Here is a 25439-nt window from a genome sequence, read left to right as displayed (position 1 = left end):
AGCCGCACGTTGTGTGCGCTGTACGCCTCAGGGCGTCACGATGTTGAACCAGAACTTGAAGGTATCCAGCAGGCCCATGAACTCGCTGAAAGCCTGCGCCCGGCCCTTGAGCTGCACCTCGCCGCTGCTGACCTTCTGTTCCAGCGAGCCCTGGCCCAGCTGGATGTCGATCAGCGTGCTCATCTTCAAGGTCAGGCTGGCATCGGCCTGTTCGGCGGCCTTGTCCTGATAGCGCAGCACACCGTTCTCCACCTGCAGGTTGTACTGCTTGCCCAGGTCGGTGAAGTCGATGTTCAGCGACAGTTTCTTGCCCGCCGCCGCCGGGCCGTTCAGGCGCACGGCCAGGTAGTCGAAGAGCATCTCGGGCGTCATGGCGCGGATCATGTCGGCACTGGCGGTCTTGGCGCCGCCCGATTGCGGCACGCCATTGCGCAGTTCGAAGGCACCTTGCAGGTACACCGAACGCCACGGGCCGGCTTCGGCCTGGTAGCCCAGCTGCTCGTAGGTGTCGGCCAGCAGGTCCTTGGCCGCCTTGTCCTGCGGGTCGGCGAACACGGCATGCTTGAGCACCTCGGCCACCCAGCGGTATTCGCCTTTGGCGAAGTCGACGCGGGCCTTGCGCAGCACTTCGGCACCGCCCCCCATGTAGGCGATGTATTTCTGCGCCGCTTCCACCGGTGGCAGGTTGTCGAGGTTGGACGGGTTGGCGTCGTACCAGCCCATGTAGCGCTGGTATACCGCACGGGCATTGTGCTTGAGGGTGCCGTAGTAGCCACGGTTGAACCATTCCTGGTCCAGCTCCGGCGGCAGCTTGATCGTGTCGGCGATTTCAGCGGCGGTGTAGCCTTCGTTCATCAGGCGCACGGTCTGGTCGTGGATGTACTTGTACAGGTCGCGCTGCTTGCTCAGGAAGCGGCCGACGCGCTCGTTGCCCCAGGTCGGCCAGTGATGGCTCTGGAACTCCACCTGCGCCTCGCCGCCATACAGTGCCAGGCTCTGGTCGATGAACTTCGACCACTGCAGGGCATCACGCACCTCGGCGCCGCGCAGGGTATAGATGTTGTGCATGTTGTGGGTGACGTTCTCGGCCATCCACAGGGCCTTGAACTGCGGGAAATAGGTGTTCATCTCGGTCGGCGCTTCGGAGCCCGGGGTCATCTGGAACACCATCTTCACACCGTCCACGGTCAGTTCCTGGCCGGTGTGGGTGACTTCCTCGGTGGCATTGATCAGCGAGATGCGGCCCAGCGAGACCGTCTGCCCCAGGCCTGCGGTCACACCGCCCTGGGGCGAGCGCGGCAGCATGGCGCCATACATGTACACGGCCCGGCGCGACATGGCGTTGCCGGCGATGATGTTCTCCCGCACTGCATGCTCGGCAAAATGCGGCGGTGCGATGACGCGCACCTTGCCGGCTTTCACGTCGGCTTCGTCGACGATACCGCGCACACCGCCGAAGTGGTCGGCATGGGAATGGCTGAAGATCACCGCGACCACGGGCTTCTTGCCCAGGTGCTCGGTCACCAGGTCGAAGGCGGCCTTGGCGGTTTCGACCGAGAGCAACGGGTCGATGACGATCCAGCCACTGTCGCCCTCGACGAAGGTGACGTTGGAGAGGTCATAGCCGCGCACCTGGTAGATCCGCTCGGTGACCTTGAACAGGCCGTACTGCACGTTCAGCTGGGCCATGCGCCAGAGGCTCGGGTTGACCGTGTCGGGCGCCTCCTTGTCCAGGCCGATGTAGCGCTTGTAGGACTCCAGATCCCACACCACGTTGCCCTGGGCATCGCGGATGCTGAGGGTGTCCGGCCGTGCGATCAGGCCGCGCTGGGCGTCCTCGAAGTCCTGGCGGTCGGCGAAGGGCAGGGCCTTGAGCACGGCGGCATTGGCCTGGCGGGTGGCCTCGGTGGCGGGCTTGGCGGCGACCGGTTCGGCAGCGGCGGCGGTGGCGAGCCAGGGAAGGGCGGCAGCCAGGGCAAGGGCTCTGGACGAAGGAATCGAAAGCATGGGTCACCTGTCAATGGGGGCGCGATGGGTCTGCCCTGCACCTTAGGCACAGGTGCCGCGCCATCCAATACCGACAAAGAGTGACTGCAGGGATGATTCCTGCCCTCACCTCAGGGTCGCAGGCCTGCCGGGCCCCACCTGAAAATCTTCACTCTTTGGGATGACTTCCAATATCACTCCTTCGCCTGTTACCTCGGCCAGGTCGAGTCATTAGTTTTGGCCGCCAATGCCAACGCAATGCCGATTGATAACAGCAGGGAATGGTCGCATGACTACAACAACAAAACGTGCACGCTTCCAACGCAACGCCCTGGCCAGCACCATCGCCCTGTGCGTGGTGGGCCAGGCCCAGGCCGTGGATTTCTCCATCGGCGAAATCGAAGGGCAGTTCGACTCTTCGTTGTCCGTCGGGGCCAGTTGGTCGACGCAAAGCCCGCACCAGGGCTACATCGGCGGCCACAACGGTGGCACCGGGTTATCCCAGACCACCGATGACGGCCACCTGAACTTCAAAGAGGGCAAGACCTTCTCGAAGATCTTCAAGGGCATTCACGACCTCGAGCTCAAGTACGCAGACACTGGCGTATTCCTGCGCGGCAAGTACTGGTACGACTTCGAGCTCAAGGACGATAGCCGCGAATTCAAGGCCATCGACGACCATGGCCGCAAGGAAGGCGCCAAGTCGTCCGGCGCGCAGCTGCTCGATGCGTTCGTCTACCACAACTACACCCTCGCCGATCAACCGGGCTCGGTGCGCCTGGGCAAGCAGGTGGTGAGCTGGGGGGAGAGCACCTTCATCCTCAACAGCATCAACTCGATCAACCCGCTCGATGTGTCGGCGTTCCGCCGGCCGGGTGCCGAGATCAAGGAGGGCCTGATCCCGGTCAACATGTTCTACGTGTCCCAGAGCCTGACCGACAACCTCTCCGCCGAAGCCTTCTACCAGCTGGAATGGGACCAGACGGTGATCGACAACTGCGGCACCTTCTTCTCGCAAGTGGATGGGGTCGCCGACGGCTGTAACAACAACCTGAACGTGCTCACCCCGGCGGTCGCGCCGTTCGGTAGCCTGCTGGGCTACCAGACCACCTCCGAAGGGGTGATCATCCCGCGCGGGGCCGACCGCGATGCGCGGGACGGCGGGCAATGGGGCGCGGCGCTGCGCTACATGTTCGAGCCGCTGAACACCGAGTTCGGCGCCTACTTCATGAACTACCACAGCCGGGCGCCATTCTTCAGCAGTCAGGCCGGCGGCCTGGCCCAGTACCAGCAGTCGGCCCAGGTGCTGGGCGGCAGGGTGCCGGCGATTCCGGCGGCGGCCCGCCAGGGCGCGGCCATCGCCAACGTGGCCGGTGCCAGCAACTACTTCATCGAATACCCCGAAGATATCCGCCTGTACGGCCTGAGCTTCTCCACCACGCTGCCCACCGGTACCGCCTGGTCGGGCGAGCTCAGCTACCGGCCCAACGCCCCGGTGCAGCTCAACTCCACCGACGTGCTGTATGCCGGGGTGCGTGGCCTGGCAGGCCTGAACCCGGCATTCGCCCCGTTCGGCCAGTACTCGCTGCTCGGCGGCAACCCGGCGAGCATTCCGGGCAGCACCCTGCACGGCTACAACCGCAAGGAGATCACCCAGTTCCAGACCACCTTCACCCACTTCTTCGACCAGATCATGGGCGCCGAGCGGCTGACGTTGGTGGGTGAGGTGGGTGTGGTGCATGTCGGCGGCCTGGAGAAAACCTCCGAGGCGCGCTATGGCCGCGACCCGGTGTACGGCCCCGGCGAGCTGCCGGGCAGCATCGGCGGCCGGGCGTCTTGCCAGGCGATCAACGCCGGCACCTTCGCCGGTACCGCGGCAGCGGTGAACAGTGCCAAGTACTGCAATGACAAGGGCTTCGTCACCACCACCGCCTGGGGTTACCGCGCCCGCGCCATCTGGGACTACGCCAACGTGTTCGCCGGGGTCAACCTCAAGCCGAGCATCGCCTGGTCCCACGACGTGGACGGCTACGGGCCCAACGGCCTGTTCAACGAGGGCGCCAAGGCCGTCAGCCTGGCCGTGGATGCCGACTTCAAGAACACCTACACCGCCGGCATTTCCTACACCAGCTTCTTTGGCGGCGATTACAACCCCACCACTGACCGTGATTTCGTGGCGCTCAGCATGGGCATGAGCTTCTAAGCACAGACACCGAGAGAGGAAGATTCCATGAAGATCGACAAGCAATGCCTGATGCACGCCGGTGCCCTGATGCTCAGCCTGTTGGCCACCAGCGTGATGGCCAAGGTATCGCCCGAGGAAGCGGCAAAACTGGGCACCACCCTGACCCCGATGGGCGCCGAGAAGGCCGGTAACGCCGATGGCAGCATCCCGGCCTGGACCGGCGGGCTGCCCGTGAACGCCGGCGCCGTGGACAGCAAGGGCTTCCTGGCCGACCCGTTTGCCGACGAAAAGCCGCTGTTCACCATCACCGCGCAGAACGCCGCGCAGTACAAGGACAAGCTCACCGCCGGGCAGCTGGCGATGCTCGAACGCTACCCGCAGACCTACAAGATCCCGGTGTACAAGACCCACCGCAGCGCCGCACTGCCGGACAAGATCTATGCCGCGGCCAAGCAGAGCGCGCTGAACACCGAGGGCATCGATGGTGGCAACGGCCTGGTCAACTTCAATGAAAGCCGCTACTACGCCTTCCCTATCCCGACGTCGGGTGTGGAAGTGGTGTGGAACCACACCACCCGTTACCGCGGCGGTAACATCAAGCGCCTGATGACCCGCGTCCAGCCCCAGGTCAACGGTGATTTCAGCGTGGTCAAGTTCGAGGACGAGATTTCCTACCCCAACGAACTGGCCGACCAGGACAAGGGCAAGGCCGACAACGTGCTGTTCTACTTCCTCCAGCGGGTGACCGCGCCGTCGCGCCTGGCGGGTAGCGTGCTGCTGGTGCACGAGACCATTGACCAGGTCAAGGAACCGCGCATGGCGTGGGTCTACAACGCCGGCCAGCGCCGCGTGCGGCGTGCCCCGCAGGTGGCCTACGACGGCCCGGCGACCGCTGCCGACGGCCTGGCGACCTCCGACAACTACGACATGTTCAACGGTGCGCCAGACCGTTACGACTGGAAGCTGGTGGGCAAGAAGGAGCTGTACATCCCCTACAACAGCTACAAGCTGGACTCGCCGAACCTGAAATATGGCGACATCCTCAAGGCTGGCCACATCAACCAGGACCTGACCCGTTACGAGCTGCACCGGGTGTGGGAGGTGGTGGCCACCCTCAAGCCCAATGCGCGGCACATCTATGCCACCCGCCACATGTACTTCGACGAGGACAGCTGGGAGCTGGCAGAAGTCGACCATTACGATGGCCGCGGCCAGTTGTGGCGTGTGGGCGAGGGCCATATCCAGCAGTACTACAACAAGCAGGTTCCGGGTTACACCGCTGAGGCGCTGTATGACCTGGTGGCGGGCCGCTACTCGGTGGTGGGCCTGAAAAACGAAGAAAAGCGCAGCATCGAGTTTGGCTTCCAGAGCGTGGCGGCCAACTACACGACCGCTGCGCTGCGCCAGGCCGGCGTGCGCTGAGGGTCATGTCATTCGAGGTGCAGGTGACTAGCGCGTGAGGGCGGCCCACATTTGTTTCGGGCCAATCCATCCTGTGAGGTCTCTACTGTCCGCCTTGGTGCATGCCTTGAGTCATGTGGGGCGGCGGTAGCGTCCATGCAAAAACCGCGTCGTACAAACAGGGCGGACAGGGGAGATGGACCAGGAGTAACTGGCCCGAAACAGATGTGGGAGCTGGCTTGCCAGCGATGCGCCGCGCGGGCGGCGCTCGATCTTGAGAGCACTACAAGCCTCTCGCCAAACACCTGGCAGCCCTAACGCGGTCACCTTGAAAGGGATGGCGCCAAGGCACACAAAAAAGCAACACCCCTCCGGGATCGACGCTGCACTTACAGGCAACTGCAAGGTTGCCTCTTTTTTTTCCGCAGCATTCGTTTGCGTTGAGGGGGCACTCCCCTGCAACATGCTGCAAAAGAACAACAAGCCGTACGTACCAATGTTTGAACCGCAAACCGCTGCATCCACCCATTCCGGCCTTGCGCGACTGGCGCCGGGCCNGGGCGGCGCTCGATCTTGAGAGCACTACAAGCCTCTCGCCAAACACCTGGCAGCCCTAACGCGGTCACCTTGAAAGGGATGGCGCCAAGGCACACAAAAAAGCAACACCCCTCCGGGATCGACGCTGCACTTACAGGCAACTGCAAGGTTGCCTCTTTTTTTTCCGCAGCATTCGTTTGCGTTGAGGGGGCACTCCCCTGCAACATGCTGCAAAAGAACAACAAGCCGTACGTACCAATGTTTGAACCGCAAACCGCTGCATCCACCCATTCCGGCCTTGCGCGACTGGCGCCGGGCCACCTCTGGCGCAAACGTCTGAGCGAGCCGCTGCTGGCGGCCGATTGCCGCCTGCGGCTGTTGTGCGCGCCTGCCGGCAGTGGCAAGAGCGCGTTGCTGGGCGAATGCGCCCAGAGTTGCCCGCCGGGCGTACGCGCGGTCTACCTGAACCTGCGCGGCAAGGCGCTGAGCACCGAGCTGTTCCTGCAACAGCTGGCCAGCGCGTTGGCGGTAGGCAACGACACGGACCAGGTCCGGCGCGCCCTGGCCGAAGCCACCAGCGGCCTGTGGCTGTTTATCGACGACTACCCGCGCTTTCCCGACCCGGCCCTGGACGAGCTGCTCAATGAGCTGATCCACGCCGCCTCGGCGCAGGTGCACTGGTGGCTGGCCGGGCGTCGCCGGCCGGCCTTGCAATTGATGCGCTTGCTGCTCGATGGCGAGCTGTTCGAACTGGGCAGCAGCGAACTGGCGTTCAACCAGCAGGAGATAGCCGAACTGCTGCAGGCCCGGGGCCTGCAACTGCCCAGGGCGCAGCTCAAGCAGCTGCACGCCGACACCCAGGGCTGGTGTGCGGGCCTGCGCCTGTACCAGCTGGCCCTCAAGGGCCAGGCCACGCCGCCGGGCTTCGAGGTGGCGGACAACCTCTTGTACGAATACCTGCGCCGGGAACTGCTCGACGGGCTGCCCGCACACTGGCACCAGGCACTGTTTACCCTGGCGCAATTGCCTTGCTTCGATGCTGGCCTGAGCGAGCACCTGCTCGGTGTGGGCGAGGGCGCCGAGGTGCTCGAGCAATTGAACGCCTGCGGGCTGTTCATCGAGCCCGCCGGTGGCGATAACCAGGCCCTGCGGGTGCAGCCCGTGGTGCGCGACATCCTGGCCGCGCAGTTGCCCGAGGCCCTGGCCAAGGCGGTGTGCCGCAAGGCCTGCCAGTGGTACGTGAGCCAGGACAACCTGCGCATGGCCCTGGCCTTCGCGGTGCGCGCCGAACAGGTGGAAATGGCCGCCAGCCTCATGCAGCGCTTTATCGGCGACTACCTGTTGCAGGGCCGCAGCCTCGCCCAGGTGCTGGAGTGGCGCCGCGAATTGCCCCTGGAACTGCTGAACAGTACCCCCCGCCTGTTGTTGCTCAATGCCTGGGCGCTGATGCTCAGCGGGCGGCTCGACGAAGCCCAGCGCCTGACCGAACAGCTGGCGCGCTTCATGCCGCAAGCCGACCCGTTGCGTCAGTTTGAACTGATTGCCCAATGGAAGGCCCTGTGTGGCAACATCGCGTTCCACCGTGGCCAGGGCGAACAGGCCCGCCAGTGGCTGGCAGAGGCGGTGGCCGAACTGCCAGAACGCGCCTGGGGGCAGCGCCTGTTCTGCTTCGCGCTGCAGGTCGACCTGGCCCTGGTCGAGGGCCAGCTGGACCAGGCCCTGGCGCTCAATCGCCAGGCCACCAAGGAAGCTCGCCAGTACGCAAGCCTGGCGATGGAAAGCGTGATGGCCCTGGGGCACGTGAAGCTGTTGGAAATTCGCGGCGAACTGCTGCGTGCCGAAACCCTGCTCAAGCGCCTGTACACCGAGCTGACCAACGCCTGGGGTGCCGAATCCAGCCCGATGCGTGGGCGGGTGCAGTTGCGCCGGGCGACGATCCTGCTGCAGCAGGGGCGTTACCAGGACGCCGAGGCGGCGTATCAGTCGGGCATGCTCGAGTGCCAGACCTGCGGCGATGCCGCCGCCTTCTGGGGGCACCTGGGGCTGGCCGAGCTGGACGCCGTGCAGGGTGACCTGGCCAGTGCCTTTTCGCGGATCGCCGACGCCGAACGGGCCATGCAGTACAACCACATCAATGACACCATCTACCAGGGGCTGATCCTGCGTGCCAAGGCGCGCCTGTGGCTGCACCAGGGCCGTGCCGAGCAGGCCCTGAAGGCCCTGGACGCCTTGCCGCCGCTGGCGCTGACGTTCTCGCCCTACGGCTCGCCCGACCTGCACCTGCGCCTGCAACTGCTCAAAGGGCAGGCCGCCCTTGCCACGGGCGCGCTGGCGCCGGCACTGGAGGGGCTGGCCGCGTTGCATGCCCTGGCCGGGCGGCAAGGGCGCTGGGCGCTGGCCTGCGAAGTCGGCTTCAGCCTGAGCGAAGCCCTGCATGCCGACAACAAGCCGGCCCAGGCCAAGCAGATGTTGTTGGAGTCGCTCGGCCAGGCCCGGCAGATGGGCCTGGTCAATGTCGAGCGCGCCTTCACCCGGCGCAACCCGGCGATGGCGCGCTGGGCCGGGGAGCCTGGCAGCCACGAAGGCGAGCCGGTGGCACTGCTGAGCCGGCGCGAACTGGACGTGCTCAAGCTGATCGCCCAGGGCTGTTCCAACCAGCAGATCGCCGAGAGCCTGTTCATCTCGCTGCACACGGTCAAGACCCACGCCCAGCGTATCAACTTCAAGCTGGGGGTCGAGCGCCGCACTCAGGCGGTTGCCCGGGCCAAGGAGCTGGGCCTGAACTGATCAGCCCGCTGGCGTTTCCAGCAACTGCCGGCGGCGCTGCCGGGGCGTCATCCCGTACCAGCGTCGGCAGGCCCGGTTGAACACGCTTTGCTCGCTGTAGCCGAGCAGGCCGGCGACCTGGGAGAAGGGCATGTTGCGCTCGGCCAGGTAGTGCTCGGCACGGTCGCGGCGCACGCCTTCGAGCAGGCTGTCGAAACCGCTGCCCTGTTCGGCCAGGCGCCGTTGCAGCACCCGCTCATGCAGCCCCAACTGTTCGGCCACCAGGGCCAGGCGGCAGCGTTGGGTGGGCAGCAGCCGCAGGATCAGGCGCTCGACCTGCTGCAGCAGGCCCAGTGGCTGGGTGGCGTCGAACTGGCTCAGGTAATGGGCCAGGGTCCGGTGCAGCAGCGGGTCCTGCTGGGCGATGGGCTGCTCCAGCTGTTCGGCCTTGAGCACCAGTGCATTGCAGGGCTGACCGCAGTAGCTGGCGGCGTTGAAAAAGCGCCGGTAGCGCGCCGCCGGCAAGGGTGACAGGCCACTGAGCAGGATCGCCTGGGCGCTGAAATGGGCGCCGCACAACAGTTGCAGGGTCTTGTGGCCCACCCCCATCGCCAGCTCGATCATCTGCCGTTGCTGCACCAGGCCCGGCAGGCGGATGTCGATGGCCAGCCGCGGTGCGCCGTCGTCGTCGCGTTCCAGGTCCAGGTGAATGCCAGGGCTGTGGTAGTCGATGAACTGCACGATGTCCGCCAGGGCCAGGCCCACCGTCGCCGAACTGCGGGCGATCAGCGCCACCGGGCCGAGCACGTGAAGGTCCTGGTAGTCGGCCATGCGCAGGCCGAAATCCGGGCAGTCGAGCTCTAGGGCTGCGCATTCGAGCAGGCCGACCAGCGCGCGCAGCGGCATCCGCGCATCGTCCTCGAGCAAGCGTTGCGGGTCGATCCGGAAGCGCTTGAGAAACGCCTCCGGCTCACCGCCCAACTGCTGGACGACCTCGCGAAAACCGGTGAGCGAGCTGTAGCGGATCAGTGCTGTCATGGTCGTCGAAAGTCAAAAAATAGTCGGCAAGGATCAATAAATTTGCACCCGTGCGGCCAACAATGCCAGTACCTTCCACCCTCCGAGAACAATAAAAATGGAATTCGACTACATCATTGTCGGCGCCGGCAGTGCCGGTTGCGTACTGGCCAACCGCCTGAGTGCCGACCCGTCGGTGCGCGTGTGCCTGCTCGAGGCAGGCGGCGCTGATCGTTCGCCGCTGATCCATGCGCCCATCGGCGTGGCCGCGATCCTGCCCACCCGGCATGTCAACTGGGCGTTCAAGACCGTGCCGCAACCAGGCTTGGGCGGGCGCCTGGGTTACCAGCCGCGAGGCAAGACCCTGGGTGGCAGCAGCTCGATCAACGGCATGATCTATATCCGCGGGCATCAGAGCGACTTCGACGACTGGGCCGCCCTGGGCAACCCCGGCTGGTCCCATGCCGACGTGCTGCCGTTCTTCCGCAAGAGCGAGATGTACCACGGCGGTGCCAGCGCACATCACGGTGGCGACGGCGAGCTGTACGTCGGCCGCGCCCCTTCGCACCCGGCCAGCCAAGCCTTCATCAAGGCCGCGCAGTTGGCCGGGCACCCTTACAACCCCGATTTCAATGGCGCCGACCAGGAAGGCGTTGGCCCGTACGACGTGACCATCCGCGAAGGCCGTCGCTGGAGTACCGCCACCGCCTTCCTCAAACCGGTGCGCGAGCAGCGCAGCAACCTGGTGGTGTTCACCAATGCCCAGGCCGAACGCATCCTGTTGCAGGGCAAGCGGGCAGTGGGGGTGCAGGTGCGCATCAAGGGCAAGCGCGAAGCGCTCAAGGCGCGCCGCGAGGTGCTGGTCAGTGCCGGAGCCTTCGGCAGCCCGCAGTTGCTGATGCTCTCCGGCATCGGTGCCGAGGCTGAGCTCAAGCCCCACGGCATCGCCGTGCAGCACGAACTGCCGGGGGTCGGCCAGAACCTGCAGGATCACCCCGACGTGGTGCTCTGCTATCGCAGCCAGGACACCTCGCTGCCCGGTTTCTCGGTGACCGGTGGGGTGAAGATGACCCAGGCGTTCGTCGAATACACCCGGAAAAAGACCGGTGTCTTCGCCAGCAACTGCGGGGAGGCCGGGGCTTTCCTCAAGACCGACCCCGGCCTGTCGCGCCCGGACATCCAGCTGCACTCGGTGATCAGCCTGGTCGACAACCACAACCGCCGCCTGCACTGGGGCCATGGCTACAGCTGCCATGTGTGCGTGTTGCGGCCCAAGAGCATCGGCACGGTGGGGTTGCACTCGGCTGACCCGCACGCCGCGCCGCGCATCGACCCGAAGCTGCTCAGCCACGACGATGACGTACGCACCTTGCTCAAGGGCTACCGCATGACCCGGGACATTCTCGAGCAGGCGCCGATGGCCCGCTATGCCATGCGCGACATTTACAGCCACGGGCTGTACGGCGACGAGGAACTGATCGAGGTGCTGCGCCAGCGCACCGACACCATCTACCACCCGGTCGGCACCTGCAAGATGGGCAACGACGAAGCCGCAGTGGTCGACAGCCAGTTGCGCGTGCAGGGTATGGAAGGGCTGCGGGTGGTCGATGCGTCGATCATGCCGACGCTGGTCGGGGGCAACACCAATGCCGCGTCGATCATGATCGCCGAGCGTGCGGCGCAGTGGTTGATGGGGGCGTGAGGTGAGCGGGGGCCTGGTGCGGTGTGCCAGGCTTTGCCGCTGAGAGATAACGGGTTCAAAGGGCGCGCCGAGCACTCTGTGGGAGCGGGTTTATCGGGACGCCGAACCGCCGCGAAGCAGGCGCCGTGGTGAATGGCACCGGCTGCGCCGGTGTTTGCGGGTAAACCCGCTCCCACAAGTTCGGCTCAACGGCAACGGTGGGTCGTAAGCAGTCCATCGTGAATGACTGCTTTCGACCCAAAGCTGCCATTCGTGTAGCGCGCCCTCGGAGGATGAGTTGGGACATACAAGGCACCAGTTCCAGATGCGCAGCATAATCCTCACACAGGCTCCCTTCACCCTTGCGGTCTAATGATGGCTTTGTGATCTCAGTCAGGTTAGGCTCGATCGCACCAGGGAGGAAGTGCGATGAACTTGTTCCTTTTGAGCTTCGCACTGCGGTGCTTTAAAGAGCGTTACGACAGCTGCCTCGTGCTTTTCTGGTCTACGCAATTCGACTCAATGCGAGGAAGGAATCCATGTCTTTTAGTGATTATTGGAAAGGCCCGGCACACCGGCAGCGTGCGGAGGCTCTGGAAGCCCAGCTCCTGGAGCTTCAAACCCAGTATTCTCAGTCACAGGCGCTCATTACGCAAATCGGTGCCATGGACGTAGTAGAGATTCAGAAACTTGTTGAGCAAGAAAAAGTGAGACTGGCGGCTGTTCGCGAAGAAACTCAACGCTCAGAACGGGAGCTGGCTGCGCTCGCGCAGCGTTCCATTGATCTGCAAGAGCAGATACTTGTTTGGGAGGAGACATTGCTCCTGGAGAGTTTTGCGCTCTACGAACCGAGGTTCAAGCTGACCAGTAGCCAAGAGTACAAGGCTCGCTTGGATAATGTTCGCGATCGGCAGAAGGTCATGGTCAAGAATGCACAGGCCGCAACCGGCAATATGCACTGGACGGTGAACAACAGCCAGGCGCAAGGTCGCAAGCTTGTGAACGACATGATCAAACTGGTGATTCGCTCCTTTAACAACGAAGCGGATGCTTGTGTAGCTAACGTAAAATTCGACAACGTTGAGCTTGGGGAGAAACGAATCCTTAAATCGTTCGAAGCCTGCAATCGGCTCGGCAAGATCATGAGTGTAGAGATCTCTGGTATTTACCTCGATCTTAAGCTCGACGAGCTTCACCTTGCCCATGAGTTCCAGATCAAGAAACAAGAAGAAAAGGAAGAGGCAAAGCGTGCCCGCGAAGAGCTTCGCGAGCAGCAAAAGCTGGAGCAGGAAATTCGCTCGGCGCGGGAGAAAATTGCCAAGGAGAGGAAGCACTTTACGACTGCTATGCGCGACCTTCAGACTCGCCTTGAACAAGTACAAACTGATGAAGAGCGCTCAGCGCTACTGGTAAAACTAGCCGAAATTGAAGCTGGTCGAGCCGAGTTAGAGAGCGAAGAAAAGCTCATAGATTATCGCGAGCAGAATGCCAAAGCCGGATATGTGTATGTGATTTCTAACCTTGGGGCATTCGGTGAAGGTGTTTACAAGATAGGCATGACACGCCGCTTGGAACCTATGGATCGAGTAGACGAACTGGGTGACGCCTCGGTGCCATTCTGGTTCGATGTGCATGCCATGGTTTTCTCTAATAATGCACCCGCGTTGGAAGCAAAGTTGCACGACCACTTTGCATCAGGCCGGCTCAACAAGGTCAATGGACGCAAAGAATTCTTCCGTGCTGACATTGCTGAGATCGAGAGAATCATCCGGGAAAATTATGATGCTGTTGTCGAAGTCACCCATGAGGCGCCGGCAGAGCAGTACCGTGAAAGCCTTCGCATGGCATTTCCAAAGCCAGCTATTCAGCAATCAGAGCGCATAGCTGTGCAAAGCTAAGGTGCATCGGCTTTGGGCCGCTCTGACGAGCGGCCGCTATCGGCCCTTAGCGAGCGCTTGCGGCCCATGGCTGCCGTTGAGTCGAACAGTAATCTTTGTGGGAGCGGGTTTACCCGCGAACACCGGAGCAGCCGGTGCCATTCACCGCGGCGTTTGCTTCGCGGGTGAACCCGCACCCACAGCGTGCGCGGCGCGCTTGTGAAACCCGTTCTCTTTCAGCGGTAACGACGGGTCGAAAGCATCCCCTCATGCATGGCTACCTGCATTTTCCCACTGACCCTTGATGCGACCCACGGCACTTGCTGAGTACCAGCCTCTGTATGTATAACCAGTGCTCATTTCCTACGCCCGTCCCGCACCGTGATTGCTCACTCCGTCGATGACCCTTTCTACTACCTGCACAACTTTCGCCAGGTACTGAACTGGGTCGAACAACGCTATGCCGACCTGCTCGATGACAGCGAGCATGGCTTCATCCGTGCCTTCACCCGCCTGCCAGCGCCTGCCCAGGCCTTGCTGGTGCGCATGGTCATGCGCAAGGGCGAGTGGTTTCGCAGCGACAAGCTCGATTACCACGAGATCGGCGATACCGATACCGCCCTGGCACCCTTGCTGGAGTTGGGCTGGGTCGATGCCCAGGCGCCACTGACGCTGGAGCAGCTATGGGCGCTGCTGCGCAAGGAAGAGGCGTTGCGCTGTTTTGCCGGACAACTCAGCCGGCCCAAGGCGGGCAAGGGCGAGCTGCTGGCGCAGTTGCAGGCTTTGGAGCTTGCTCCACGCCCGCTGGAGGCATGGTTCCCTGATTTTCCCGCACGTATCGTCCACTGGCGTTTGCAGCCGCTTTGCGACCGCTTGCGTCTGTTGTTCTTCGGCAACCTGTACCAGGATTGGTCGGAGTTCGTCCTCGCCGACCTGGGGGTGCTGCGCTACGAGCAGGTGGCCTTTGCCGATGATTCACGGGCCTTGCGCCAGCGCAGTGACGTGGCGCTGGCGATGGCCCTGCACCAGTGCGGCGAACGGCTGGAGCAGGGCGAGGCACCCGCCGCGCTGCTGGCCACGCTTGACGGGCTGGGCAGTGACAACCCGTGGTTGGCCCGGCGGCGTGCCCGCTTGCTGTTCAGTCTTGGGCAGCACTGTGAACGCCTGGGTGACTGGGACTTGGCCTTGCAGGTGTATGCCGGCAGCAGCCACCCCGAAGCACGCATTCGCCAGGTGCGGGTGTACGAACGCAGCGAACAATGGCAGTTGGCACACGCACTGGCTACGGAAATGGCCGGGGCGCCGGCCAACCCTCTCGAGCGCCAGGCCCTGGAGCGCATGTTGCCACGCCTGGCGCGCAAGCTCGGAGGTCCGCCACGACCGCGCCGCCGCAGTGACGCGGTGCAAGTGATCGAGCTGGAATTGCCGGCGGAGCTGGCAGTGCTCGGGGTGGAGGAGGCGGTGCGCCGGTATCTGGAGCAGGACGGTGGGGTTGCCCACTACGTCGAGAACACTTTATTCAACAGCCTGTTCGGTCTGCTTTGCTGGGAGGCGATCTTCGTCCCGCTGCCGGGGGCGTTTTTCCACCCGTTCCAGGTAGGCCCCCAGGACTTGCACGAGGACGACTTCCAGCAGCGTCGCGCGGTGCAATTCGAACGCTGCCTGGGACGGCTCGATGACGGTAGTCACCCTCAGGCGATCCGTGATTGCTATGCCGCCAAGCAAGGCCTGCAATCGCCGTTCGTGTTCTGGCAGATGCTCGACCAAGTGCTGCTGGACCAGGCCCTGGCGTGCCTGCCGGCCGCACACCTGAAGGCCTGTTTCGTGCGCCTGTTGCAGGATATTCGCAACAACCGCGCCGGCATGCCCGACCTGATCCAGTTCTGGCCGCAGGAGGGGCGCTACCGCATGGTCGAGGTCAAGGGGCCGGGCGATCGCCTGCAGGACAACCAGCTGCGCTGGCTGGCGTTCTGTCATGAGCACGGGCTGCCGGTGGTGGTCTGCCATGTGCGCTGGCAGGCCGAGCCATGAGCTACACGGTGGCCGTGCGCGCGCTGTGCGAGTTCAGCGCCAAGGTGGGCGACCTCGACCTGCGTTTCACGCCGTCACCGACGGCCCAGGAGGGTATCGCCGGTCATCGCCGGGTGGTGACGCGGCGCGCTGCCGGCTACGAGGCCGAGGTGGCGCTGGAAGGGGAATATCAGGGATTACGCGTGCGCGGGCGCGCCGACGGCTATGACCCGGCGCACAACCGCCTGGAAGAGATCAAGACCCACCGGGGCGATCTGGCCCGCCAGCCCGACAACCACCGCCAGTTGCACTGGGCCCAGGCCAAGGTCTATGCCTGGCTGCTGTGCCAGGCCCGCCAGCTCGCGGACATCGAAGTAGCGCTGGTCTACCTGGACATCGACAGCGACAGCCAGACCGTCATCAGCGAGCAGCACAGTGCCACTGCGTTACAAGAATTCTTTGAAACTCAATGCCAACGCTTCCTGGCGTGGGCCAGGGCTCAAGCGCAGCGCCTGGCCGAGCGCGACCTCGGCTTGCAAGCGCTGGCTTTCCCATACCCCGCGTTTCGACAAGGGCAGCGCCAGTTGGCCGAAACCCTGTACAAGGCGGTGAGCACCGGCCGTTGCCTGATGGCCCAGGCCAGCACCGGCATCGGCAAGACCCTCGGCACCTTGTTCCCGCTGCTCAAGGCCGTGGTGCCGCAGCAGCTGGACAAACTCTACTTCCTCACCGCCAAGACCCCCGGGCGAGCCCTGGCCCTGGATGCCTTGCGCCAGCTCACCCGCGACGGCAGCCAACCGGCCCTGCGTGCGCTGGAGCTGATCGCTCGGGACAAGGCCTGCGAATACCCCGAAAACGCCTGCCACGGCGAGTCCTGCCCGCTGGCCAAGGGCTTCTACGACCGCCTGCCCGCAGCCCGTGAAGCGGCGGCGGCCCTGCCATTGCTCGACCGCGCCAGCCTGCGCGAGGTGGCCCTGGCGCACCAGGTGTGCCCGTACTACCTCGGCCAGGAAATGGCGCGCTGGGTCGACCTGCTGGTGGCCGACTACAACTACTACTTCGATGCCCACGCCTTGCTGTTTGGCCTGGCCCAGGCCAACCAATGGCGCACGGCCGTGCTGGTGGACGAGGCACACAACCTGGTCGAGCGCGGCCGACAGATGTACAGCGCCAGCCTCGACCAAGGCCAGTTGCAGGCGCTGCGCCAGAGCAAACCGGCCGGGCTGGTCAGCGCGCTGGACCGCCTCAACCGCCAGTGGAATGCGCTGTACAAGGCCCAAGTGGCGCCGTACCAGGCCAGCGAGCAGTTGCCCGAAGCGTTCCTGCGCGCGCTGCAACAGTGCATCGGGCTGATCCAGGAGCGGATGAATCAGGCACCCGCCGACATTGAACCCAAGGTGCTGGAGTTCTTCTACCAGGCGTTGCAGTTCAGTCGCATCGCCGACCTGTTCGACGAACATTTCCTGTTCGATATCAGCCAGCGCAACGCCGCGCGCGGGCGGCGCCTGGCCACCCTGTGCCTGCGCAACGTGGTGCCGGCGCGCTTGCTTGGGCCACGGATCAGCGCGGCGCGCAGCGTCACGCTGTTTTCCGCCACGCTCAACCCCCGGCACTTCTACAGCGACTTGCTGGGCATGCCGGCCGACACCGCCTGGCTGGAGGTGGCTGCACCGTTTCGCGCTGAGCAGCTGGACGTGCGCATCGTCAGCCAGGTGTCCACCCGTTACCAGCAGCGGCAGGCCTCGCTGGCACCGATCGTCGAGCTGATCGCCACGCAGTATGTCGATCGGCCTGGCAACTACCTGGCGTTCTTCAGCAGCTTCGAATACCTCGAGCAAGTGGCGCAGCTGTTGGCCGAGCGCCACCCCGAACTGCCTCAATGGCGCCAGGCGCCGGGCATGGACGAGGCCGGGCGCGAAGCTTTCCTGGCGCGCTTTGTAGCAGACGGGCAGGGGGTCGGCTTTGCCGTACTCGGCGGCGCCTTCGGCGAGGGCGTCGACCTGCCGGGCACAAGGCTGATCGGTGCGTTCGTCGCCACCCTGGGCCTGCCCCAGGTCAACCCGGTCAACGAACAGTTCAAGCAACGCCTGGGCCGGCAGTTCGGCGCCGGTTTCGACTACGCCTATCTCTACCCGGGCGTGCGCAAGGTGATCCAGGCCGCAGGCCGGGTGATCCGCGGCGACCAGGACCGTGGCGTGCTGTACCTGATCGATGAGCGTTTCACCGAACCCCGGGTGCGGCAGATGTTCCCCAGCTGGTGGCAATGCGCCTGAACATGCCCATCGCCTGGCCGTGAAACTCCCAGTACACTGCGCGTTCCAACCCCAACATTCGTTGCATTCGAGGTTCTGCATGACGCTCAGTCCTTTGGCAGGCAAGCCGGCTCCGGCCAGCGTGCTGGTCGATATCCCCCGCCTGTTGACCGCCTACTACACCGGCCGCCCCGACGCCGCCGTGTCGGCCCAGCGCGTGGCCTTCGGCACCTCGGGCCACCGCGGCAGCTCGTTCGACCTGAGCTTCAACGAGTACCACGTGCTGGCGATCACCCAGGCCATCTGCCTGTACCGCCAGGAGAAGGGCATCGACGGCCCGCTGTTCATCGGTGCCGACACCCACGCGCTGTCCGCCCCGGCCGCCGCCAGTGCCCTGGAAGTGCTGGCCGCCAACGGCGTGCAGGTGATGCTGAGCAAAGATGACGAATACACCCCTACACCAGCGGTGTCCCACGCCATCCTCTGCCACAACCGTGGCCGCCAGCAGCAACTGGCCGACGGTATCGTCATCACCCCCTCACACAACCCGCCACAAAGCGGTGGTTTCAAGTACAACCCACCCAACGGCGGCCCCGCCGACAGCGACGTGACCAAGTGGATCGAGGCCAAGGCCAACGAGCTGCTGGCGGCCAACCTGGCCGGGGTCAAGCGCATGGACTACCAGCAGGCGCTGGCAGCCCCGACCACCCACCGCCATGACTATGTCAGCAACTACGTCGCTGACTTGGAAAACGTCATCGACTTCGACGTGATCCGTGCGGCCAAGCTGCGCCTGGGCGTCGACCCGCTGGGCGGCGCCGGGGTGCGCTACTGGTCGGCCATCGCCGAGCGCTACCAACTGAACCTGGAAGTGGTGAACACCGAGGTCGACCCGACCTTCCGCTTCATGTGCGTCGACTGGGACGGGCAGATCCGCATGGACCCATCCTCGCCCTACGCAATGCAGGGCCTGATCGGCCTGCGCGAGCGCTTCGACGTGGCCTTCGCCTGCGACCCGGACCATGACCGCCATGGCATCGTCACCGCCGACGGCCTGCTGCAACCGAACAACTATCTGGCTGTGGCCATCGACTACCTGTACCGCAACCGCCCGCAATGGCGCAGCGATGCGGCGGTGGGCAAGACCGTGGTGTCCAGCGGCCTGATCGACCGCGTCACCCAAGGTCTTGGCCGTGAGTTGTACGAAGTGCCGGTGGGCTTCAAGTTCTTCGCCCAGGGCCTGTTCGACGGCTCGCTGGGCTTTGGCGGCGAAGAAAGCGCCGGCGCCTCGTTCCTGCGCAAGGATGGCTCTGTCTGGGCCACCGACAAGGACGGCCTGATCCCAGCGCTGCTGGCCGCCGAGATGACCGCCCGTACCGGGCGCAACCCGAGCCAGATCTACGCCGACCTTACCGCCAAGCTGGGCAAGCCCTACGCCACCCGCGTCGAGGCCAAGGCCGATGCGCGGCAGAAGGCGGCATTGAGCAAGCTGGCGCCGGAGCAGGTCAAGTCCACCGAGCTGGCCGGTGAGCCGATCGAGCAGATCCTCAGCCATGCCCCGGGCAACAACCAGGCCATCGGCGGCCTGAAGGTGATGACCGCCAACGGCTGGTTCGCCGCGCGGCCGTCCGGCACCGAGGACATCTACAAGATCTACGCCGAAAGCTTCATCGACGAGGCGCACCTCAAGCGCCTGGTGGCCGAAGCGCAGGTACTGGTGGACGCGGCGATCGCCTGATCGGTTGCAAACGCTAGCGCGGGGCATGCCCGCTCCCACAAGCCCGAGTAGGCTTTGGTGGGGGTGGGCTTGCCCCGCGCTGCTTTCACTGTCCTGAAAATAGAACGCTCCATGCCATTTTGCCGGGCTACCGCGCTATTAGTCTCATCGGTAAGGTGATACCCATCTACGAGAGGAGGTTTCTCATGAAACAGATCCAGGGTATTCACCGCAGCCCCCACGCCCACTGGGTGGGCGACGGCTTCCCGGTGCGCAGCCTGTTCACCTACGACCACCTGGCCCGGCACATCAGCCCGTTCCTGCTGCTGGACTACGCCGGCCCCCACGACTTCGCCCCGACCAGCGCCCGCCGTGGCGTGGGTCAGCACCCGCACCGTGGTTTCGAAACCGTGACCATCGTCTACCAGGGCGAGCTGGAGCATCGCGATTCCACCGGCGCTGGCGGCCTGATCGGCCCAGGTGACGTGCAGTGGATGACCGCCGCCGGCGGCATCATCCATGAGGAGTTCCACTCGCCAGCGTTCGCCCGTACCGGCGGCACGCTGGAGATGGTGCAGTTGTGGGTCAACCTGCCGGCCAAGGACAAGCGTGCTGCCGCTGGCTACCAGACCCTGCTGACCAGCGACATCCCGGTGGTGACGCTGGAGGGCGAGGCGGGCAGCCTGCGGGTGATCGCCGGCCGCTACCTGCAACACCAGGGGCCGGCCCGCACCTTCACCGATATGGATGTGTGGGACCTGCGCCTGAAAGCCGGTGCCAGCCTGCAACTGCCGGTCGCCAGCGGTCGTAACGCCGCGTTGGTGGTGCTGCGCGGCACATTGCGGGTCAATGGCGAGCGCGAGGCTGGCCCGGCCAGCCTGGTGCTGTTCGAGCGTGACGGTGACGATCTGCACATCGAAGCGCTGGACGACGTCAGCGTGCTGTTGCTGAGCGGCGAGCCCATCGACGAGCCTATCGTCGGCTACGGCCCGTTCGTGATGAACAGCCAGGCGGAGATCGCCGAGTCGTTCGACGACTTCCACGCCGGGCGTTTCGGTAAGGTGGGCGGCGTCGAGTCGGGGCCTGCGCACTGATCGACAGCAACAAGGGCCGCTGCGCGGCCCATCGCCGGCAAGCCGGCTCCCACATCTTGCGCGGTCTGTGCAGGAGCGGCCTTGTGTCGCGAAAGGGGCGCGCAGCGCCCCCAGGATCTGGATTACACCTCAAGATCGCCGGGGCCGCTTTGCGGCCCTTTCGCGGCACAAGGCCGCTCCTACAGAAAGCCTGCGCAAGGCAGTTGCTCCCACCCTGCAAGCTTGAAGCGGCCCCGTCGTCGTGTTCAGCGACGCCACAGCCAATGATCCAGGCTCAACCGCCCCGAACCCTTGAGCAGTAACGGCAACAGCGCCACCAGGTAGATCAGCGGCAGCTTGAAGTTGCCATACCCCTGGTCGCTAATGGCATACCCCCGGGCCAGTTCCCCCAGGGTCGACCATTCTGCCGGCCAGTGCACCGCGGCAATTGCCACCACGGTGATCACCATCAGCACGGCACTGGCCAACCGCGTTCCCAACCCCAACAGCAACAGCAGCGGGCAGATCAGCTCGGCCCACATCGACAGCTGCCAGTTCAGATCGGCCGGCAGCAGGTTGAAGGGGAAGGGGAAGTTCGCCTGCAAATCGGCGAACCAGTTCGCCCCGTTGAATTTCTCCAACCCCGATTCGAAGAACTCCCAGGCCAGGAACAACCGCAACGGCAGGTCGGCACCCCAGCCACCAATCCGGTCGAGGGCAGTGAAGGGACGGCTGAAGGTTTGCGTCAGCATGAAGAAGCTCCTTTGTTTTCAGTGGGCACTTGCCGCAACGCGGCGATTGGCCTGTTTGGCGATGAGTTTCAGGGTGATGGCAGCGAACGTCAGGGCGAAGCCCAGCGGGTAACCGCCGCCCAGGGGGATACGCTTGTAGAACGACAGGCAGAACACCCCGGCCAGCACCCAGGTGCCGGTGCTGTGCAAACGCTTCCACAGGCGTGGGCCCAGCAGCTGTGTGGGCGCCTTGAAGGAGGTCAGGGCAAGCAGCAGGATGAACAGGTAGCCCAGCGAGCCCGGCAGGTTCGCCAGCGTGGAGCGCCCGGCCCAGAACAAGTCGGGGAAGCGCTGCGCGTACAGGTAGATCAGCACGCCGTGCACCGTGTGCGAGAAGGCGAAGGCCAGGCCCAGGTAACGCCGCTCGCGTAACAGTTGGCGGCTGGTGGGGCCTGGCAGCAGGGTGGCCAAGGTAGAGGCGAGGAAGGTCAACAGAAACAGCGCGAACGAACTGCGGGCGGTAGCGCGGATGGCGCTGCGCAGGCCTTCGGCGTCACCTGGCGAATGGGTGCCCAGCACGGCGGCGGTCATCAGCAAAACAAAGGCGGCGAGGGCGACGAACAACTTCCAACCGCTGGGCAAGGTCTTCATCTGGTAGTTCCCGGTGTGTGCGACGACGGCAGGGTGCCGTCGCTCTGTCATGGACCGGGAGTGTGCAGATGCAGGGTATCTGCGATGTGTCGATGGGGTTGGGGTTGTGTATCGGTTTGTAGCGTGACGCCCCCAGGCATTGCACCTGGGGGCGTTTGGGTCAGGCTACGTCGACCAGGACGATCTCGCTGTCTTCCAGTGCGGTCACCTTGAGCACCTGCTCCTGCTCGATCGCCACGCCGTCGCGGGCCTTGGCCTGCAGGCCGTTGACCTCGATACGGCCCTTGGCCGGTACCAGGTAGCCACGGCGACCTTCGTCGAAGCGGTACTCGGCGCTTTCCCCGGCACGCAGGGTGGCGGCCACCAGGCGGGCGTCGGTGCGGATGCGCAGGCTGTCTTCGTCGCCTTCACGCCCGCTGGCCAGGGTCACGAAGCCTTCGCCACGTTCACCCTTGGGGAACGGCCGGGTACCCCAGGACGGCGCGTCACCGACCTTCTCCGGGATGATCCAGATCTGGAAGATCCGCGTATCGACCTTCTCCTGGTTGTATTCGCTGTGCACGATGCCGCTACCGGCACTCATCACCTGCACGTCGCCGGCTTCGGTGCGGCCCTTGTTGCCCAGGCTGTCCTGGTGGGTAATGGCACCTTCGCGAACGTAGGTGATGATCTCCATGTCGCGGTGCGGGTGCGATGGGAAGCCACTGCCGGCGGCGATCAGGTCGTCGTTCCACACTCGCAGGTTGCCCCAGTGCATGCGCGCCGGGTCGTAATACTCGGCGAACGAGAAGTGGTGGTGGGCGTCGAGCCAGCCGTGGTTGGCGTGGCCAAGGCTTTCGAAGGGTCGCAGTTGCAGCATGATGGTGCTCCTCTGAATCGGTGGAATGGAGCCATGATGCGTGGTTGAAAGATCGAAAAAAAGCGTAAATATCGGCTTGATATGATCGAATTTGCAGATGTTTGTTTGTTCTGATTCTGGGTGCGATTCATCGCCTAATTGGCTGATTCACAAGCATTCGCTGGCGCTTTGCGGCGGATGAGGCGAACATGCCCGCTGTTCCGATTTTCAATGGAGTGACCGTGCCTCACGAGCAGCCCCAGGCCCCGGCCAATCTCACACCGCCTGCCCAGTTGCCCTGGTTGCGCCGCCTGGCCGCGCGCCTGCTCGGCCGTGGCCTGAGCCGCTTGCAGGCGCAGCACCGCGACTCCTGGTTCCTCGGCCATGCCACTGGCCAACGCACTGGCCACGCCGATGGCCTGCGCGAAGGTTACGAGCGTGGGCGGGTCGATGGCTACGAAGCCGGGCGCCAGGTGCTGGTAATTCGCGACACCCGCCCGGACCATGCCAGCGTCCCCGGCCAGGACGACAACCTGTTCGATGACTGGCGCCTGCCGTTGACTGCCGAGCTGAAAAAGCGCTTCAAGGCCGATGTCGCCCAGCGCCTGCCCGCCGAGGCCCAGCCCAGCGTCGCGCAGTGGAAGCTGATCTTCAGCGATACGCCGTCCACCTGCGTGGTAGCCGGGGCGGGCGCGGGCAAGTCGACCTCATTGGTGTTGCGCATCCTGCTGCTGCGCCACTACCTGGGTTTCGAGCTCGACGCCATGACCGTGGTGACCTTCACCCGCGAGTCGCGCAAGGACTTCATCCAGCGGCTGCTCCAGGTGTTCGCCCTGTGGCAGGTCGAGCTGTCGCCAACCCAGGGCCGTGAACTGGTGCGCACTTTCCATTCACGCATTCTGCCGCTGGTACGCAGCCTGCCTGGCTTCGCCCAGCTGCGCGCCTTCGAGATGCTCGGCAGCGAGATGCCCGCTGGCGCCGAGGCCAGCGCCGACAGCAACCCCTTCGACCTGCGCCTGAATGATGCCCAGCGCCAGCAACTGAACCTGTGCTACAGCGAGCTGCTGGAGGGCAATCCCCGTTTCGCCACGCTGATCGGCCAGTTGCGCCAAGAGGCGCTGCTGCTCAAGCCGCTGGACCCGGACCACCCCGACGTGCAGAAGCGCGTGCAGGTGACGCAGTTGGCGGCGCAGCGCGATGAAGAACTGTGCGATGTGATCGAGGACTTGTGGTTCGCCGCCGGCGCCTGGCCGATCAAGGGCATCGAGCCGTGCCGTGACACCGTGCAGATCCGCGGTAGCCGCTTCCATGTGCATGGCCGGCTGCAGGGGCTGGATGCCTGGGTGGTGCTGGGCTTCGACCCGACCGAAAGCGCCCAGTACCAGCGCCCCGGGGCGAAGCTGGCGGTGCGCGCGGAATGGGCGGTGAAACGCACGTTGCTTCAAGCTTTCTGCGACAAGCCATTGATATGGCTCGATAACTACGCAACAGCGAAGCGTTTGGCCGCATCGCTGGCCGGGGATGCCGTGGCCGGTCCCGGCTTCGAGTACAAGGTCAAGGGCGAGCTCGCCCCGGCACCCTTGCTCGATGCCTTCGTCAACGCCGCCAGCTTCATTGAGAACCTCGGGCTGGACGTCAACGCCGCCGTGGCGGCCATGCGCTTCCCGCCGGGCGACAGCGACGGGCCGTTCTTCGAAGCGCTGGCGTTGTACTGGAAAGCCTTCGAGGCGCACTTGCTGGCGCAGTCGCCACCGGTGATGACCTACAACCGCATGTTCGCCCTGTTCGGCGAGAACAACCCGGAGAACCTGCAGCTGCTGCCCGACCCGCTGCTGCGTCCGTTGGCGCACCTGATGATCGACGAATTCCAGGATGTCTCGCCACAGATCGTCAGCTGGCTGCGCGCCAGCCTCAAGGAGATCCGCCGGCGGGGTCCGTCCATGCATGGCGGCCGGGTGGCGCAGCACGCTTCGTTGATGTGCGTGGGTGACGACTGGCAATCGATCTACGGTTGGCGCGGCAGCTCGCCCAGGTACTTCATGGAGTTCGCCAAGACGTTCCCGTCGCCGGCCAATACCCGGGTGATGCTGGTGGACAACTACCGCAGCCAGCAGCACATCATCGATGCCGCCGAGCATCTGGTGAAGGGCACACCGGCCATCAGCGGCAAGAAAGCCAGGGCCAGCGGGCCTGCCGCCGCGTTGCCTCTTGCACCGGTGCGGGTCTTCGAGCGTGACGAGGCGGCCCTGGCGCAAACCGTGATAGAGCATTACCAGCAGGGCGAAACAGTCATGATGCTGTTTCGAAAAAGTAGCGATAAGTTATTGATAGAACAGCATTTATCATCACTAGTTAAAGCTGATTCTAGCTTGCCGATCGGGCAGCGCCGGCTCAAGCAACTGACCTACCACAGCGCCAAGGGCCTGCAAGCCGATGCCGTGTTCATGCTCGGCGACTGCCAGTACCTGACCACCTCGCCTTACAAGAACCAGGTATATCGCCTGGCCGGCCTGGGCAAGCCAGGCGATGCCCAGGCGTTCGACACGGCGCAGAAGGAAGAGGTGCAGCGCCTGGCCTACGTCGGTGTGACCCGCGCCATCCGCCACTGCTACTGGCATGTGGAAAGGCCCAACGGCGAGGCTGTCAACCAGCCGCGCGCGTCGAGCCAGGTGCAGGGGCAGCAGGCCTTCTTCGAAGACCTGCGCCAGGGGTGAGGG

The 25439-nt window shown here is 64.4% G+C and carries 14 protein-coding genes and 2 pseudogenes; 11 read left to right on the top strand and 5 right to left on the bottom strand.

All coding sequences use genetic code 11. The features are described 5' to 3' along the window. Positions 1-27: 27 nt before the first annotated feature. On the bottom strand, positions 28-2007 hold the full coding sequence (locus tag IX761_RS21215; protein WP_194791472.1) for an alkyl/aryl-sulfatase: 1980 nt from the start codon (positions 2005-2007) through the stop codon (positions 28-30). Between the two features lie 268 nt (positions 2008-2275). On the opposite strand from IX761_RS21215, the gene IX761_RS21210 reads away from it, so the two are divergent. From IX761_RS21210 to IX761_RS27720, 4 genes and pseudogenes are all read left to right on the top strand, one after another. Beyond that, positions 2276-4189, top strand: a complete 1914-nt coding sequence (locus IX761_RS21210; protein ID WP_194791471.1) for a DUF1302 domain-containing protein — start codon at positions 2276-2278, stop codon at positions 4187-4189. A 27-nt stretch (positions 4190-4216) separates the two neighbouring features. Beyond that, positions 4217-5593, top strand: coding sequence for a DUF1329 domain-containing protein (locus IX761_RS21205; protein ID WP_194791470.1), 1377 nt, complete (start codon positions 4217-4219; stop codon positions 5591-5593). A gap of 615 nt (positions 5594-6208) precedes the next feature. Then, positions 6209-8608 (top strand): annotated as a pseudogene (locus IX761_RS21200) (helix-turn-helix transcriptional regulator); the annotation flags it as partial. Positions 8609-8710: 102 nt separating this feature from the next. Then, positions 8711-8896: pseudogene (locus tag IX761_RS27720) on the top strand (response regulator transcription factor); the annotation flags it as partial. Here the strand turns inward: IX761_RS27720 and IX761_RS21195 are convergent. Then, positions 8897-9913, bottom strand: coding sequence for an AraC family transcriptional regulator (locus IX761_RS21195; protein WP_194791468.1), 1017 nt, complete (start codon positions 9911-9913; stop codon positions 8897-8899). Between the two features lie 97 nt (positions 9914-10010). On the opposite strand from IX761_RS21195, the gene IX761_RS21190 reads away from it, so the two are divergent. From IX761_RS21190 to IX761_RS21165, 6 genes are all read left to right on the top strand, one after another. Next, positions 10011-11594, top strand: a complete 1584-nt coding sequence (locus tag IX761_RS21190; protein WP_194791467.1) for a GMC family oxidoreductase — start codon at positions 10011-10013, stop codon at positions 11592-11594. Positions 11595-12112: 518 nt separating this feature from the next. Continuing rightward, positions 12113-13471, top strand: coding sequence for a DUF4041 domain-containing protein (locus IX761_RS21185; protein ID WP_194791466.1), 1359 nt, complete (start codon positions 12113-12115; stop codon positions 13469-13471). 360 nt (positions 13472-13831) lie between these two features. After that, positions 13832-15481 carry a VRR-NUC domain-containing protein gene (locus tag IX761_RS21180; RefSeq protein WP_194791465.1) on the top strand — a complete coding sequence of 550 codons (1650 nt, stop codon included), beginning with the start codon at positions 13832-13834 and terminating at the stop codon, positions 15479-15481. Beyond that, entirely contained in the window at positions 15478-17733 is a 2256-nt protein-coding gene (locus IX761_RS21175; protein ID WP_194791464.1) for an ATP-dependent DNA helicase, read from the top strand. Before IX761_RS21180 ends, IX761_RS21175 begins: the two co-directional genes overlap by 4 nt. Before the next feature lie 79 nt (positions 17734-17812). Continuing rightward, positions 17813-19450 carry a phosphoglucomutase (alpha-D-glucose-1,6-bisphosphate-dependent) gene (gene pgm, locus IX761_RS21170; protein ID WP_194791463.1) on the top strand — a complete coding sequence of 546 codons (1638 nt, stop codon included), beginning with the start codon at positions 17813-17815 and terminating at the stop codon, positions 19448-19450. 185 nt (positions 19451-19635) lie between these two features. Then, positions 19636-20523, top strand: a complete 888-nt coding sequence (locus IX761_RS21165; RefSeq protein ID WP_194791462.1) for a pirin family protein — start codon at positions 19636-19638, stop codon at positions 20521-20523. 245 nt (positions 20524-20768) lie between these two features. On the opposite strand, the gene IX761_RS21160 is transcribed toward IX761_RS21165, so the two are convergent. The 3 genes from IX761_RS21160 to IX761_RS21150 all read right to left on the bottom strand — a co-directional run bounded on the left by IX761_RS21160 (position 20769) and on the right by IX761_RS21150 (position 22743). Then, on the bottom strand, positions 20769-21254 hold the full coding sequence (locus IX761_RS21160) for a DoxX family protein (protein ID WP_194791461.1): 486 nt from the start codon (positions 21252-21254) through the stop codon (positions 20769-20771). An 18-nt stretch (positions 21255-21272) separates the two neighbouring features. Next, positions 21273-21884 (bottom strand): ferric reductase-like transmembrane domain-containing protein, encoded by a 612-nt coding sequence (locus tag IX761_RS21155; RefSeq protein ID WP_194791460.1) that lies wholly within the window; start codon positions 21882-21884, stop codon positions 21273-21275. A 160-nt stretch (positions 21885-22044) separates the two neighbouring features. Further along, positions 22045-22743 (bottom strand): pirin family protein, encoded by a 699-nt coding sequence (locus IX761_RS21150; protein ID WP_194791459.1) that lies wholly within the window; start codon positions 22741-22743, stop codon positions 22045-22047. Between the two features lie 188 nt (positions 22744-22931). Here IX761_RS21150 and IX761_RS21145 point away from each other — a divergent pair, with 188 nt between their 5' ends. Then, positions 22932-25436 carry a UvrD-helicase domain-containing protein gene (locus IX761_RS21145; protein ID WP_194791458.1) on the top strand — a complete coding sequence of 835 codons (2505 nt, stop codon included), beginning with the start codon at positions 22932-22934 and terminating at the stop codon, positions 25434-25436. Positions 25437-25439 lie beyond the last annotated feature (3 nt).

The organism is Pseudomonas sp. UFMG81 (assembly GCF_015354575.1).
GTDB lineage: Bacteria > Pseudomonadota > Gammaproteobacteria > Pseudomonadales > Pseudomonadaceae > Aquipseudomonas.
This window is presented reverse-complemented; position numbering and strand designations above follow the sequence as displayed.